A 13,894-nucleotide genomic window follows, 5' to 3' on the forward strand; every position below is an offset into this window, starting at 1 on the left:
GATGGACAAAATAGGGCGCCGCACCGGGCGCGGTTACACGGGACGACCCGTCAGTTTGGAGAGTGACTCGGCGCGGCAATTCGGTTAATCGGGATTGGTCAGGGAGAGGTAGGCTCTTTGGCAGGCCAAGCCTGATGCTCGAGCGCGGTCATACGCTCTTGCCAGCTCTCCCGCTCGCGCATCAGCCCGGCCGAGCAGGTCGGCGAGCACCACGGCGGACTGTCCGGCTGCATCGCCTGACTGGGCAGTGCCGGAATGGCTGGCGCACTGACTGGCTCTGAGAGCAAGACGGCTGGCTTGCTCGCGCAGGACGACAGCAGCAGCGTCAGCGACAGCAGCGTCGCGTTCAGCATTGGCGATCTGTTTTTCTGCATCTTGTCTCACCTTATCCATATCAGCCTGACGGCGCTGCTCAGCCTCGCGGGCAGCAATCTCGGCATTGGCCCTTGCCGTCGCCAGTTCGGCCGACTGCTTATCCCACTTGGCCGACCACTCCAGCTCTTTTTCGTGTGATCCGCTCGAGTAGCCTTGCTGATAAAGAAGCCACGCCAGAAAGAACATCACTGCCTGGCGCAGCAAAAACCACAATACAGGGTGCGCCTTTAGAAACAGGCGAACCGCATTCATGCCAGTACCCCGCCGAGCTCCTGGAACTTGGCGAGTAGCTTCTCTTTGGAGTGCTCCGGCTGGTTGTAGCCAGCACCCGGCAAAGACGCCCAGATATTGCTGCACTTGTCGATCGCTACACCGATACGGCCAGCCTCGACATCGGCCAGCGCTCGCCGCTCGCGGATCAGCTGAATCGCCCACGTGTCTTGAGATACCGGGCCGAAGTCCGGCAGCGCTAGTTGCACCTTGTAGTGCAGCCAGTGCTTGCTCAGAAACTGATAGCGGCCGGCCGCCGTACTTTTCAGCCCCGGCGCCACCTGGATAGACACGTTCGGGTGCTCGGCATAGCTCGCAAAGGTCTTGCCCGGGTTGACCAGCTTGTCATAGCCATCATCACCACGGCCGATGGTTCCTTCGCTGAATGCCAGCATATCGAGAAAGGCCGCCAGATTGCGGCTGCACTTAATTCGAGCCATTTTTACCACCCTCACCCATCCAGCTGGCTGCACGCTTTTCATAAATCGCCAGCGCCTTGGAGCCCATCAATCCTGCCAAGCCTGACATAAAGCCGCACAGCGGGATCGGCACGTGCATATACCAACTCAGCAGCATGGTCAGCATCCCGGCAAAACCGGAAACCGCCACCTGCGCTGCCGCCTCGCGCCACGCAAAGGGACGCCCCTCGCGCCGGATGGTCTGTATATAGGCAACCAGACCGCCCCACACACTCAAGCCGCCGAATGCCAGATAGGCCAGAAGGCTGTAGCTTTGAGGGTCTTTATCAGGCGTCATAACTTACCTCCACGGCAAAACCGCAACATGGCTCGCGCATGGATGACAGGCCAAGCGGAACAAGGGCTGCTTCAGACATCTACATACCTACCTCCCCGCAGGGCCCAGAAACGAAAAAACCCCGGCTAAGCCGAGGTTTGGAAACAAAATAGAAAAAAGACCGCCCCCTTTCGGGTGCAGTCTTCCATCATTGGGTTTCACTCTACACAAAATTGCTTTTTACTGTCAACTACCTTTCACTGGCTGTTTTTCCCACCACGTATCGAATGATTCAGCCTTGGCCATTCGTTCCGGGGCGCCAATCACTACGGCATGGTGGATCTGACTTATGTCATAGCGGCTCATCTGCATGCCTGCCATGATCGCATATCCGTCTGCTGTGCGTTTTATCCATCGGCTAGGCGTGGTAAACAGTGATGCACACTGCTCAGCCTGGTCACTAGGTAAGATACCATTAAGACCTTCCACACACATTACGGCCTGCGAGTGTGAGATGTAATTCTCAGTTCCCATCACCGCTCCGAATCCATTTGTTAGAAAGTACATCCCATACCCAGCCACAAACATGGCCCCGCCTATGGCTCCCAACATTTTGATATTCATATTGTTTCCTCAAACTCAGTTTTGTTGTATCAACCAGCGTGCAACTACATCCTCCGGCGTTTGCCATCTGCTGCAAAGCGGTCAGTTCTACCCTGCCAGCTCCCATATCTCTCCCACACCTCTCCTGCTCAATCAGCAATTTCAAGAGCGCCGAATTTCCATCACTAAGCAATTGTCCAACACGAAATTCGACAAAGCTTCCTTCGTGAGTTTCGCATGCGAAAATACCTCTCCCCAGCCAATAATGTAGGGAATAATCATTCGTCAACATAATAACGGGCCTCCGGCATCACCTGCTCGGATAAAAATTGAATGCGTCAGTTATTCGGCAGGAGCTGCCAGTGCTCATAATTTACAGATCTGAAATTGAGTCTGTCAACTGATTTCGGAAAGTTCTTTATTAACAAAATCGAGCGATGAAAATTGTTCCATCGGAACAAAGCTACTCTCTGTAGCATTTTTCTACTGCCTGTAGATTATAGTTAAGAAATTTATGAACGTGAGTTTATGTAATACATAAAAGCAATACGTGAAATATCAGACTATCCATCATTGAAGTGTCACGACAATAATAGATAACAATGTTTTTTATACCTGATATAAACATTGCCACCATCCGCTACATCATGGTCGGCCTAACTGGCCTTATCCATCGCATCAAACCATGGTTGCTGGCCACTCACGCCAACACAGCTGCATTAAAGGCTTTTAGGCTGATTACCAATCAAGATTGCAATCTTGATGGGGGCCGGCGCCGGGCGCATCAGCCCCAATCGAACCAACACGATCACCTCAACTACCTCAGAACCTGCATGCCACCTGACTTTAATGGACTATCTACTTTTGTGAGCTCAGCATGATGATATCATCACAAAATCAAATAATCATGGCCGGTTGTTCAGCATCAGATTTTTAATATTGATTGTTAGGGTGTTCATGTGCACCAAAAGTAACCATTGGCGGATGCTATAAAATGATTTTAAGAGTAGCATCATCCGCCACGAAAAAGAGTTTAAGTGAGTTAGTTGCTTAAACACTTTAACGGCACAAGCCTGTCGCCCCCTAAAGCATCTATGCATTGCTTATATAGTATTTTAAAAATGTTTTCCGATACAGAATATGGGTTTGTCACAACAGTACATTTTTAGCCGCTAAAATGATTTTAATGGAGTGAAAGGCTGCCTGGGCAAACCCGCGTTAACCCAACTGGCACCTGATGCGGACGGCAAGGGCCCTTGCTATACTGTACAAAAACACAGTAAGAGTCAGAACCATGCTTGCTATCCCGCACCCATCACCCGACAGCCTTGAGCTGCCGCTGTTCCTGTCGCCTGTCGCCTGTGGCTTCCCCAGCCCGGCCCAAGACTATGTGGAACAGACCATCGACCTGAACCAGATCTGCATCGAGCATCCTGCCGCCACCTTCTACGTGCGCGCCAGTGGGCACAGCATGGTCAGGAAGGGGATCCATGACGGTGACCTGCTGGTTATCGACAGGGCGGTAAAGGCCCGCCACGGCGCCATTGTGCTGGCCTGCCTGGATGGCGAGTTCACCGTCAAGGAACTGCAGGAAACGCCCCGGCCCGCCCTGCTGCCGGCCAACCCCGATTTTCCTCCGATTTATCCGCAAGAAGGGCAGGAGCTGGAGATATTCGGCGTTGTCACTTTCGTGCTCCACAAGACCAAGCTGGGGTAGACCATGCCCACCGCCATCGCCCTGGTAGATGTGAACAACTTCTACGCCTCCTGCGAACGCCTGTTTCGGCCTGATCTGAAGGGCCGGCCCATCGTGGTGCTCTCCAACAATGATGGCTGCGTGGTGGCCCGCTCGGCAGAGGCAAAAGCCATTGGCATCAAAATGGGGGTCCCCTACTTCCAGATCCGCCAGTTCTTCGAGGCGATGGGCGGGATCTGGTTCTCCAGCAACTATGCCCTCTATGGCGACATGTCCCAGCGGGTGATGACCATCCTGGAAGGGATGGCGCCAGCAGTGGAGGTCTACAGCATTGACGAGGCGTTTGTTGAGCTGAGCGAAAGCTGGGCCGGCGACCTGGTGGCCTATGGCCGACAGATCCGCGAACGGGTGCAGCAGTGGACGGGCCTCACCGTAGGCGTCGGCATCGGCCCCACCAAGACGCTGGCCAAGCTTGCCAACTATGCCGCCAAGAAGTGGCCGGCCACCGGTGGCGTGGTGGACCTGCGCGATGAAGACCGGCGGGCCAGGCTGATGGCCATCACCCCGATAGAGGAAGTATGGGGGATTGGCCGGCGGCTGACGGCCAAACTGGAGTCTCAGGGGATCCGCACTGTGGCCGAACTGGTCGCTGCCGACCCCAAGAGCCTGCGGCGCCAATATGGGGTCGTGGTGGAGAGAACGGTGCAGGAGCTGCGGGGGATCCCCTGTGCTGACCTCGAGCAGCTTGCGCAGGCCAAACAGCAGATAATCTGCAGCCGAAGTTTCGGGGAACGAATCACCCAGATCGGCCCCATGCACCAGGCGCTCGCCGGCTATATGGAACGGGCAGCAGAAAAGCTGCGAGCCGAGGGCATGTGCTGCCGCCATGTCACCCTGTTCATCCGTACCAGCCCATTCAGCGACAAGGCACCTTATTATGGCAACCAGGTGAGCACCAGGTTGGCCATGCCCACCCATGACACCCGGGCACTACTGGCCCAGATACCTGCCCTGCTCCCCCGTATCTGGCGAGATGAGCAGCGGTACCAGAAAGGAGGCGTGATGCTGGCCGACTTCACCCCGATGGGCATGCAGCAGGGCGATCTGTTCGCCGGCGACCAGCAAGCCCCACGCAGTGAGGCGCTGATGCAGGTCATCGACAAGATCAACAGAGGGCGGTTGGGGAAGGTCTACTTTGCGGCTCGCGGCCGGGACACCAGAGAGTGGATGATGAAGCGAGAACAGCTCAGTCCACGCTATACAACCAACCTTAACGAACTTCCTAACGTAATAATTTAGTTATGAATTCTCTCTATTGAGAGACCAACAACTGTTACGCAGTACTACAAGGCTGAGATATACTGGCGCCTATCTCAAAATTTGATGGTTAAAGGGATTAAAAACAGTGAGTTGGCGGGGATTTGAAATTGAGGGGGAGTTCAGAGATCTGTCACATCTTGGCAGTTTCGTCATGACTGTAAATGTTGATAGCAGGGATATAGAGCTTATCGTTAGTTTTTTAAGTCATTGTTTTACAGATGAAAAAGGTGGTTTCCGCATGCCATTTAAACATGAGGAAAGATACTGGTCGGAGGAAAGGTATAAAGCGAGCTTTCAACTTAGAGGCCTAATCGAAAAAAACTTTATCACTTCTTACGCAATTCCCTATCTTAACAAAAAAAGGAATGAGCAGTACCACTACATGGAGGCGTACGACTACGCAATCTTCTTTGATATCAACAAGCCCGAAGGCACCGAAGACACACTGAAGCTTAAAATCGTATCCGCGTACGAGCTCGATCAATGGGGGAAGGGCACTGTGCCAAAGGGGAAGCCAAAGAAGGTAAGCTGGATTCTAAGCAGAAGAAATAACAATCAATCTGCTCTATAAGAAACAAAAAAAGCGCATAATGCGCTTTGTTTGCCACTCAAACTGAGTGAAAGTAATCCGGCCTAGTCTATTTACCCCGCTCACAGGCTGGGGGAACCATAAACACTAATTTGCTTTCAGTTACATGGCTCCGACATCGATACCCCCAAGGGGTTCCGGTCAGTATCGACAAGGTCAGTATAATAGAATCCTATTACTCTAGTGGTCAGACCAGTTGGACTGGTGACACCATAATCGCTTTCTTATAGAAAGCTTCCTACTCTCCATCCTCCACATAGCTCAGGGGCTGGACTGACTTTTTCAACGAGCCTCCCCGCGGTGAAGGCATCAACTTCACCAGCTTTATCAGCCGCTGCTGAATCGGCTTCCACTTTGGATCTGACGGGACCTTCTCCACCCTGGGTGCCGGTTCCTGATGAATGCACAGCACCTTGATGAAAATGCGCTTTGGTGCCTTCCCCTCTTCCCTTAATCCACGGCGAACTTTCACGGTCTTGTCCACCCAATCAGAGGTCCGCAGGTAGTTCATCAGCTGGATGGCCTGCGCACTGGTGATGTCAAACGCAGCTGCGACATCGTACAGGTCGAAGAAGTCGCCATAGATCAGGCCCCACCCAGCCACCATCATGGATTTTTCCCTAAGTCTGCTGTCCATTGAGCCCATCCATTTTCCAATACAGATCAAGCTAGTCGATGTCTAACTCCTGCACACACTCAGGGTTGATCGATTTTTCAGTTTCGTGACAACAAAATATTGTGGAAGGAGATTGGTTTAAGTAACACAAAAAAGCAGTGCGTGTTTCGGCAAAAGCACATTACTGAATCATAGCTTTACAGCTAAGGCTTTGTTGCAAAAGGAGAACGCATCAGACAATCCTTTCACCGTCGGATTTGTCCAACAGGCAACTCTGAACGTACAATCGCTCAGTAGGTAAATAGATGTTATCCACAGGGACTCATAAGGACTTACATAATGTCTTGCTCTGCTCTGTTGCGCGATGCTGTTTTTGGTTTTACCGTGTGTGAGGTGGAGCAAAATGACAACATCACTACACCTACAGAACGCGAAACTGGAGCATCCGGGAGGATAAGTGAAATGAAAATGAACCAATGCCCAAAAGGAGGGCAGCATGGAAGAAGAGGAAGTCCGCCGATGTGCGGTGAAAAGCTGCGAGAGCAGTAAAAACAAAGCCCAACAGCTGCGAACTGAAGGGCTTTGGAATCGCTGGAAACCTTGGCTGTGGCAAGCCTTCGGATTCCTGTTTATGGCACTACCCATATGCATCACGAATTGGTGTGATGCTGTACTCAAATTGATTGACACTTACCGTGTAATCTTTGGTCACTGAAGACCTTTGGTGGCGACCTAATGGTTGCCACCATTTTTTGCAAGCTTGAATGAACCAAGCCGACAAACTATTTACGGTGTAAACGTAACTCTGCGCAACCTAGATAGCAAATTTTTTACTCAAAATGGGCTCGTTCGATGCGCTTTGAAGCCTATATTGTCGCCATCACGCCGCCGTCACTCGCTTGTAGAACGCCTCCACCTCACTCTCCTGCACATGGCACCATGCCAGCACCGCCTGATAGAGCGGATACCACTGCTGTTCCCACTCATTGCGGGTCATGGAGCCAAGCAGGGGTTCGATGGCGCGGCGCACCTGGGTGCCCGGGATCGGGCGCAGGCCGGTACCATTGCAGCGCGGACAGGTCTTGTCGATGGCCTTGCCGTGCAGCCGGCTTAGCTCCAGATCACGGATCACCCCGCGCCCCCGGCAGAACTGCGGGTGGCAGGCCGCGCCCGGGGTGTCCACGGTGCGGCAGAAGTGCTGAACCGCCAGCGCAGCCACCGCCTTGAGTGCCAGACCTTGCCGGCGCTCCTTGACGGCCCCCACGTACTTCGGCGCCAACTTGCTGCACTCGGCCATCACCCCGATCACCGCCTTGCGGTGGCTCTCCTTGTCCTTGGTGTAGCGGGCCATCACCAGTGCCAGGCCAACGGCCTCGTATTTCTGCACCAGACCAAGGGCCCCCAGAACATCCGCCTTGGTCAAATGGCTGGCTCCTGTCGAACGAGATTGAATCGCCTGGATCATCACCGAGCGCGGCGAACCGATGGAAATTGCGTACTCGAGCCTCATCAGAATGCCTCCAGTGACCAGCCGGCGCCTTTGCGCTGTACCCCGACGAAGGTGAACATCCAGTGCTGCTTGGCGGCCACCTTGATCTTGACCCGGGCATCGTCCTCCCAGAACCCTTTCACTTCGTGCAGCTCGATCAGCCCATCCCGGCGCACCACCATGAAATCCGGGGTGTAGAAGGTCTTCTCGGCCAGCCGCAGCTTGAGCGGCTCAAACTCGAAGTGCAGCACCTCCCCTGCCAGCATCAGCTGACGCAGGTGGCCGGCATAGGCCTCCTCGGTCTTGTTCATCGAGCCCGGTACCGGCTGCGGGCGGGCCCGCGCCTTCACCACCCTTCCACTGTATGGCGTCATCCAAACACTCCCAGGCCGGCGGCCTTGTTTAACGTCATCGCGACGTGATCCAGCTGGCTGCCGTGGGCTTGCTCCCACTGCTGCCAGCCATTGTTGTGCAATTCCATGTGTGCCTGGTGGCAGAGCGGAAAGGTCATCAGGTCATGGGTCTTGCTGCCCATCACGCTGAGCCCGTGCCCCACCACGTGGTGTGCCTCGATGCCATCAGTCTGGCCGGTCACCACGCAGGGCAGCTGGCGCACGAACGCCAGATAGTTGGCCGACTCCCACCGCTTCATCTTGGGGCGGGGGATGTGCAGCATCGGCGGCTCTGGGTCGATGGCCTTCACCACCGGCTTGGCCTTGATCCTGCCGCGCAGCTCTGCCAGCGGGTCCTGCTCCAGCAGGGCCTCTTGGTTCACCCGATAGCGGGAATCAGTCTCCCGATAACCGCGCCCGGGCACCAGCACCCGCTCTGGCTCCAGCGCCGGCAAGCGGCAGGCATGGCGAACAACGGCGATCGGCAGATGCCCCTGCACCTTGTACACGCTGGCCCACCAACAGAGATCCCGTGCCTGCAACTGGGCAAGCTGTACCCCGCACCAGCCGGCCACCTTGGTCAGCAGCGCCCGGGCGATCGCCTCGGCATGCTGACCAGGGTTGAACGGCAACTGGCCGTCGCGGAACTCGTTATCGTGGTGCCAGCACAGAGGCAGCGGCAGGCCGCCCATCTCGGCGGTGACCGACTCCCCGATGCAGCCATGGCCGATCAGGCACTGGCCCACGCTGCGCAAGGCCAGCTCGCCGCCGGCAGCCTTGACGATGGCGGGATTGAGCAGGGCCCTGGCCAGCTCAGGGAACTGGGATAGCAGATCACCCCCTTCTGGAGCAGGGACGAGCACCGCCGGGCGGTTGGATAGAGAGGTGCGCAGCTTGGCCAGCTCCTCCCCCACCTTCAGCAGCACCACCCCCATCTCTGGCACAAAGACCGGATGGGTCGGCATCATCCCAGCTTCTCCACCATCTCCAACTTATCGAGCAGCGGGCCAAGACGGGCCAGAAGCTGATAACTTGCCGTGCGGCGCAGGGCGGCTGCTTCGGATGCGATAACCCGGCGAGCAGCCTCGGCGGCTGTCAGGCCCGGGCAGGCGGTGTCGATGGAACGGAACAGCTCGGCGCTGGCATTGATGGCGGCCCCGGCAGGGTTGTTGGCCTGCTGCTGCAGGTGCTGCGCTCTGGCCGCGCTGCGGCTCGTGAATTTACTGCTCATGTGACCCCTTTACCTCACGGTAGTGGTTGTGTGGCAATAACACACAAATGAAACCATAAGTTATCAAAAACTGCCTTACCACACCAACAATCATGGTAAACATGCCTGAACTGTCACAAGAAATTGCAAATAAGTAAGTTTCGGTTAACGAGAGGCATCGGGTGTATGAGTCCAGACCCATCTGGAATTTCGGTAACAGTTACTATATTCTAAGCATAAAGGTGGTCATTTCTGACCACTAGTCGCGACCGATGAACAATAATAACAACTCAATAAATAATTGATTTTTATGCACAAAAGGGATTTAGAGTGACTCAGCAGCTATGTGGAGACTGGTTACCTGCAACCATAGAAAAGGCAGGTAGTTTCTTGATAGCGCTGTACGACAGGGCCCCCATAATCAGCAGTGTCTTGCTCGTAATGCTCTTTTCATATCCTTTTTATGCAAAGTTCATTGGATTACTAAGAGCGAAGGCAAACTTACCGACTTCACATCAGATTTCGGAGCGATTCTCACAGCAACAGGAAGTTGGGATGTCCCAACCACCGGTGCCAAGTGGAGAAGAACCATGAATGATATCCTGATCCTTATTGCCGTTAGCCTTTTCTTTGCCTACCTCATCCACTGCAAACGCAGTGCTCTGAAGAGGAAAGCAGAGCTTGCTGCATTACTTGACACCATGCTTCGTGATCACAACTTAACTGAAACCGAAAAAGGCATGGTAAGTGCCTGCTACGATGTGGCGGACTCTTGGTGGGCTATCCCATCAATGTTTTCTGCTGTTCCAGTAGGTTTTTTCACCAGTAAAAAGAGAGCGCATAGACAAAATTGGAGTCAAGAGAACAAAGAGGTAATTGCCAAATTCATGGTTAAATTTGGCGAAACACTTGTTGTTGGCAACCCAATAATGAGCTTTTTGTTCATCATCTGGACTGCGGCATGGGCAGTGATTTTTTTCTTATTTACGATGCTAACTAAATGGCTTTGGGTGGTACTAGCCTTTACCAGCCCTACGTTTGTCCATGCAACACCTACCGACATGGCACAGAGCGTTGTTGCTAGAACGATTTCAGCGCAACAAAATGTGCTTCACAAGCTGCGTCTAACACATCGGTAAGAGTGTGAGGACTTCTCACACTCTTACATACTGCAGAGCAGCCACCAAAAAACCTCATATCGCAGTACAAGTACTCACCCACCTAAATTAATCGCACTTTATGCCACCTCTCCCCTGACCAGCTGACGTTTGAAGCAGGCCAAGATGTCGATCAGGTAGGCGGCTTCATGGCGGGCATCATGCAGGGCGTGATGGCGGATCCCCTCAAATGGCCGCTGGTACTTGGGGTCAATCCCAAGCAGCACTCGGCCCATCCAGACGGCAGTGCGAAGGCTCTGGTTACCTCTGAACCACCATGGCTGCTCCACACCCCACTGCCGGTAGGCATCCTCCAGCAGCACGTTGTCAAACTCACTGCCGTTGCCCATCAACTCGACGGCGGCCGCCTTGCTGAAGTGTCGGGACAAGAAGTTGGACAGCGCCTGCAGCGCATCCACCAGGAACAGCCGGCCAGCATTGCCGAACATCTCCTCCCAGGCTGCTGGGCTCTCCGCCTTTTGCTGCTCCCAGAATGCCAAGGTGTCGTCATCGCGCTGGCGGCCCTGCGCCAGATCGATCCGGCAGTAGAACTCATCAATGGCCTGCAGCCGAGTGACATCGACAATCACCACCCCGATGGAGCCGATCACAGCATCAGCTCCCTTGCCGAGCGTCTCGATATCGACGACGGCGACCAGACTTGGGGTATTCATACTGCATGCTCCTCAGAAGAAAGAGCCGGCTCTGCCATCGCAAAGACGACAAAACCTGGCTGTTGTGCGTAATCCGTGACGTAGGTGATCACTTTGGTGACTGACTTGCCGGTGTAACAAAGTGTGGCCGCCAAGCTGATAGTGCTGTCGAACTCCCGCAGCACCACCAGATCACCCTTTTGGAAGTCACGATCGCTATTATCCCGGATCTCGAAGGTCTTATCCCCTGCGATGACCGCAGCGAAGTAGCGGGGAGCGATCTTCAGCTCGTGAGTGACCTGGCTCATGCCGCCACCTTCCCCAGGCCGACCTTTGCCAGCAGATCGGCAAAGCGGCTCTGGTACCAGTGCGGCGCCGTCTCACGCTGGCAGCGCGGATCCACGATGTTCTTGCCATAACGCAGCCCGGCTGGCGTGATCGACCAGAACTCCTTCTGCTTGTCTGGGGTCTTGCTGGACGGCCGGCTCATCTTGACGATCAGCCCTTTCGACTCCAGCAGCGCGTTGAAATAGCGCACCCCCATGGTCACCCCGTGCTGTTTCAGGCCTTCGGTGGCCGAGAAAGTGGCACGCGAACTGCCGTCAGTGGCGTCGCTCGGCGCGTCGATGGCGTAGGAGGGCAGCAGGTTCGGCAGGCCATGCTGGCGCTGGATGGTCTGCAGCATGCCCAGCTTGCCTGAGTTGCTGACGTTCAGCATGCGGGCGGCGGTCTCGGCAAACAGCAGCTCGACCTGTACCGCCTCCACATTGACTGTCGGACCGGTGGGTACCTGGTACTGGCCGGTCGTGCGCAAGGACGGCAGGACTTCACCGGTGACCCACCGCTTGAAGGCCTTTGCCGCCGGCAACTTGCTGCCGAAGATCAGGGCGTAGACCCCACCCTCATCGAGGAAAGAAACCTCCTGCACCCCGCTGGTTGTGGGGGTGTCGCGTTTCACGACATCCCCTTCATCCACATGGCGCTTCACGGCATCCCGCGCATTGCTGTAGCCCAACGCCTTGCACACATCGACAGCGCAGAACAGCACTCGCCCATCTTCCTGGATCAGGCGCACCTTGCCGAACTCTTCACTGTCAAAACTCAACACCTGCATGTCACTCTCCCGATTGTCATGATGTAGGCCTTGGTCAAATAATACTGTTTAAATATCCAGTAGTTCAATGCCATTGATCCAGATTTGCCCGGCCACGTCACCAACGCTCAACTGGTACAGATCGAGACCAAACGCCTGCGCCCGGGTGAACTCTCGGCGGGCCCCACTGCTCTGCTGCCAGCCGGGGAGAAAGGCCACCGCCTCGCACTCCATCAGCATCGGGATGGCGATCCGCATGTAGGCCTCATGGCACCAACCATCTGGCAGGATCGCCGGGTTCATCACCTGGGCGCCCAGCGACTTCAGGTGCGCCTCTGCGGCAAAGAACGCCGGCCGGTTGAACTCCGGCAAACCGGTCATGGGGCCAGCCACGTAGACCTTTACCCCTTCCAGCAATATCTGCCCTGCCCCCACCTGTGGCTTATTGGTCATCACGGGCCTCCCCGGCCAGGTTGTTCACGGCGGGGGCGCCCGCCGACAGGTTTGCAGCCATGAACAGCGCCACAAACACCAGCATCACCAGAAGCCCCGCCTTAGCCATGACTGGCCTCCCGGGTTCTGGCCGCCAGCTCGCTCAGCTCACGGCAGGCCGTTACCAACCGCGGCTCATCCTCGAACTCGTCCCACTCAAGTTCAGGGCCCACCTCCTGTGCCAACCACTGGCGCAGGGTCAGCCACGCCATCCCCAGCAATGCCAGCCAGGCCAGCGCCAATCCCAGAAACATCCATTCAAGGCTCATCTGCTCCTCCCCCTCCCGGTGGTGGTGTAACGGGCTGCGCGGGTCAGCGCCGCCCCGACAACGTCGGCAGCCTGCTTGGCCACCGGATCAAATCCAGACTCCATAATCTGGTAGAGCGCCATAAAGATCGGGATCCCCGCCTCCCTGGTGCGCTCCACCTCCTCGATGGTCAGCACCGGGGCATACCAATCTCGGGTCGCCGTGTGCTGGGCGTAGTAATGCATCATGCGGCCATCCCTTTCAGGTGCCCGCTGTCGATCAACCGCTTGGTCAGCCACTGCTGGCCCTTGCCGGTGATCAGCGGCTGAAATCCAAGGCGAGTCTCTCCGTGAACCTCATAAGGCTTTTCGGCCACAGTGAAATACCCGCGATCCAGATACTCCTGAAACGGCAAGTTATGGCGATTCCCCCCGCCCATCAGGATCCGCAGCTCACGCAGCACGGCGAAAATCTGCTTCGGACCAAGCCCTACCGTTTTGGCATAATTGCCGATCAATGTCCCCTTGTCAGCCCCGGCTACCAGATCGGCAAACTCAGCTTTTGGCGCCTGGATAGCGATGGTTGCTTGTGCCTGATCCAGCTCCATTGCCAAACGCCCTGCCTCGAGCAGAGCCTCGGCGTAAGTTCGCGGCACCTTGGGCCCTTGCTGTGCCTCCAGCTCCTGCCAGCGGCGGATGATCCGCATGCGCAATACCGCGCTGTACCCTGCGACCAGGCAGAGGCTCTCATCCTTGTCCAGCATCAAGCAGGGCTGGGCTCGCCCCATGCTGTCCAGGTAATCGGCTGACTTTTCAGCCGATTGAATTTCGACCAGCATCTTGCGGATATCGGCCAGCACATTCTTGTGCTCTTTGCCGGTCAGCTCGGCAATCTCCACGCTACTCATCATCGGGCCCGCGCCCATCACCATCATCTCGTTCATGTCATTCTCCCGA

Annotated in this window: 21 protein-coding genes; 5 read left to right on the forward strand and 16 right to left on the reverse strand. The window is 55.6% G+C overall.

What is annotated here, in order from left to right:
* Window positions 1-84: 84 nt before the first annotated feature.
* From ACB031_RS13745 to ACB031_RS13760, 4 genes are all read right to left on the reverse strand, one after another.
* Window positions 85-627: a DUF2514 family protein gene (locus tag ACB031_RS13745; RefSeq protein ID WP_371139775.1), complete on the reverse strand. Its 543-nt coding sequence runs from the start codon at window positions 625-627 to the stop codon at window positions 85-87.
* The gene (locus ACB031_RS13750) at window positions 624-1,085 is read right to left on the reverse strand and encodes a glycoside hydrolase family 104 protein (protein ID WP_371139776.1); all 462 of its coding nucleotides are present in this window, start codon (window positions 1,083-1,085) and stop codon (window positions 624-626) included. Before ACB031_RS13750 ends, ACB031_RS13745 begins: the two co-directional genes overlap by 4 nt.
* Window positions 1,072-1,401, reverse strand: a complete 330-nt coding sequence (locus ACB031_RS13755; RefSeq protein ID WP_124242064.1) for a phage holin family protein — start codon at window positions 1,399-1,401, stop codon at window positions 1,072-1,074. Before ACB031_RS13755 ends, ACB031_RS13750 begins: the two co-directional genes overlap by 14 nt.
* A gap of 225 nt (window positions 1,402-1,626) precedes the next feature.
* Window positions 1,627-2,004, reverse strand: coding sequence for a hypothetical protein (locus ACB031_RS13760; protein WP_371139777.1), 378 nt, complete (start codon window positions 2,002-2,004; stop codon window positions 1,627-1,629).
* A gap of 1,273 nt (window positions 2,005-3,277) precedes the next feature.
* Between ACB031_RS13760 and umuD the strand changes: the two genes are divergently transcribed.
* The 3 genes from umuD (at window position 3,278) to ACB031_RS13775 (ending at window position 5,570) form a co-directional block, all read left to right on the forward strand.
* On the forward strand, window positions 3,278-3,700 hold the full coding sequence (gene umuD, locus ACB031_RS13765; RefSeq protein ID WP_371139778.1) for a translesion error-prone DNA polymerase V autoproteolytic subunit: 423 nt from the start codon (window positions 3,278-3,280) through the stop codon (window positions 3,698-3,700).
* A 3-nt stretch (window positions 3,701-3,703) separates the two neighbouring features.
* A complete protein-coding gene (gene umuC / locus ACB031_RS13770; protein WP_371139779.1) occupies window positions 3,704-4,978 on the forward strand; it encodes a translesion error-prone DNA polymerase V subunit UmuC in 1,275 nt (424 codons plus the stop codon).
* Between the two features lie 106 nt (window positions 4,979-5,084).
* The gene (locus ACB031_RS13775) at window positions 5,085-5,570 is read left to right on the forward strand and encodes a hypothetical protein (RefSeq protein WP_371139780.1); all 486 of its coding nucleotides are present in this window, start codon (window positions 5,085-5,087) and stop codon (window positions 5,568-5,570) included.
* Between the two features lie 256 nt (window positions 5,571-5,826).
* On the opposite strand, the gene ACB031_RS13780 is transcribed toward ACB031_RS13775, so the two are convergent.
* Entirely contained in the window at window positions 5,827-6,225 is a 399-nt protein-coding gene (locus ACB031_RS13780; protein ID WP_371139781.1) for a hypothetical protein, read from the reverse strand.
* A gap of 475 nt (window positions 6,226-6,700) precedes the next feature.
* Between ACB031_RS13780 and ACB031_RS13785 the strand changes: the two genes are divergently transcribed.
* Window positions 6,701-6,919 (forward strand): hypothetical protein, encoded by a 219-nt coding sequence (locus ACB031_RS13785; protein WP_371139782.1) that lies wholly within the window; start codon window positions 6,701-6,703, stop codon window positions 6,917-6,919.
* A 165-nt stretch (window positions 6,920-7,084) separates the two neighbouring features.
* On the opposite strand, the gene ACB031_RS13790 is transcribed toward ACB031_RS13785, so the two are convergent.
* The 4 genes from ACB031_RS13790 to ACB031_RS13805 form a co-directional block, all read right to left on the reverse strand.
* Window positions 7,085-7,627 carry an antitermination protein gene (locus tag ACB031_RS13790; RefSeq protein WP_371139783.1) on the reverse strand — a complete coding sequence of 181 codons (543 nt, stop codon included), beginning with the start codon at window positions 7,625-7,627 and terminating at the stop codon, window positions 7,085-7,087.
* An 86-nt stretch (window positions 7,628-7,713) separates the two neighbouring features.
* On the reverse strand, window positions 7,714-8,067 hold the full coding sequence (locus ACB031_RS13795; protein ID WP_371139784.1) for a DUF1064 domain-containing protein: 354 nt from the start codon (window positions 8,065-8,067) through the stop codon (window positions 7,714-7,716).
* Complete coding sequence (locus ACB031_RS13800) at window positions 8,064-9,053, reverse strand: DUF968 domain-containing protein (protein ID WP_371139785.1); 990 nt, start codon at window positions 9,051-9,053, stop codon at window positions 8,064-8,066. Before ACB031_RS13800 ends, ACB031_RS13795 begins: the two co-directional genes overlap by 4 nt.
* Window positions 9,050-9,316: a hypothetical protein gene (locus ACB031_RS13805; RefSeq protein WP_211067171.1), complete on the reverse strand. Its 267-nt coding sequence runs from the start codon at window positions 9,314-9,316 to the stop codon at window positions 9,050-9,052. The genes ACB031_RS13800 and ACB031_RS13805 overlap by 4 nt, the downstream gene beginning before the upstream one ends.
* 569 nt (window positions 9,317-9,885) lie before the next feature.
* On the opposite strand from ACB031_RS13805, the gene ACB031_RS13810 reads away from it, so the two are divergent.
* Window positions 9,886-10,434 carry a hypothetical protein gene (locus ACB031_RS13810; RefSeq protein WP_371139786.1) on the forward strand — a complete coding sequence of 183 codons (549 nt, stop codon included), beginning with the start codon at window positions 9,886-9,888 and terminating at the stop codon, window positions 10,432-10,434.
* Window positions 10,435-10,532: 98 nt separating this feature from the next.
* Here ACB031_RS13810 and ACB031_RS13815 read toward each other — a convergent pair whose 3' ends face one another.
* The 7 genes from ACB031_RS13815 to ACB031_RS13845 all read right to left on the reverse strand — a co-directional run bounded on the left by ACB031_RS13815 (window position 10,533) and on the right by ACB031_RS13845 (window position 13,881).
* Complete coding sequence (locus ACB031_RS13815) at window positions 10,533-11,126, reverse strand: 3'-5' exonuclease (RefSeq protein WP_371139787.1); 594 nt, start codon at window positions 11,124-11,126, stop codon at window positions 10,533-10,535.
* The gene (locus ACB031_RS13820) at window positions 11,123-11,413 is read right to left on the reverse strand and encodes a DUF3850 domain-containing protein (RefSeq protein ID WP_323938689.1); all 291 of its coding nucleotides are present in this window, start codon (window positions 11,411-11,413) and stop codon (window positions 11,123-11,125) included. The genes ACB031_RS13815 and ACB031_RS13820 overlap by 4 nt, the downstream gene beginning before the upstream one ends.
* Window positions 11,410-12,219 carry a Bro-N domain-containing protein gene (locus ACB031_RS13825; protein WP_182951501.1) on the reverse strand — a complete coding sequence of 270 codons (810 nt, stop codon included), beginning with the start codon at window positions 12,217-12,219 and terminating at the stop codon, window positions 11,410-11,412. The genes ACB031_RS13820 and ACB031_RS13825 overlap by 4 nt, the downstream gene beginning before the upstream one ends.
* A 48-nt stretch (window positions 12,220-12,267) precedes the next feature.
* Window positions 12,268-12,651 carry a DUF4406 domain-containing protein gene (locus ACB031_RS13830; RefSeq protein WP_182951500.1) on the reverse strand — a complete coding sequence of 128 codons (384 nt, stop codon included), beginning with the start codon at window positions 12,649-12,651 and terminating at the stop codon, window positions 12,268-12,270.
* Window positions 12,652-12,752: 101 nt separating this feature from the next.
* Window positions 12,753-12,959 carry a hypothetical protein gene (locus ACB031_RS13835; RefSeq protein WP_371139788.1) on the reverse strand — a complete coding sequence of 69 codons (207 nt, stop codon included), beginning with the start codon at window positions 12,957-12,959 and terminating at the stop codon, window positions 12,753-12,755.
* Entirely contained in the window at window positions 12,956-13,186 is a 231-nt protein-coding gene (locus ACB031_RS13840) for a hypothetical protein (protein WP_076362432.1), read from the reverse strand. The genes ACB031_RS13835 and ACB031_RS13840 overlap by 4 nt, the downstream gene beginning before the upstream one ends.
* Window positions 13,183-13,881 carry a phage antirepressor KilAC domain-containing protein gene (locus ACB031_RS13845; RefSeq protein WP_371139789.1) on the reverse strand — a complete coding sequence of 233 codons (699 nt, stop codon included), beginning with the start codon at window positions 13,879-13,881 and terminating at the stop codon, window positions 13,183-13,185. The genes ACB031_RS13840 and ACB031_RS13845 overlap by 4 nt, the downstream gene beginning before the upstream one ends.
* Between the last annotated feature and the right edge of the window lie 13 nt (window positions 13,882-13,894).

The organism is Aeromonas sp. S8(2024), assembly GCF_041403085.1.
Classification (GTDB): domain Bacteria; phylum Pseudomonadota; class Gammaproteobacteria; order Enterobacterales; family Aeromonadaceae; genus Aeromonas; species Aeromonas dhakensis.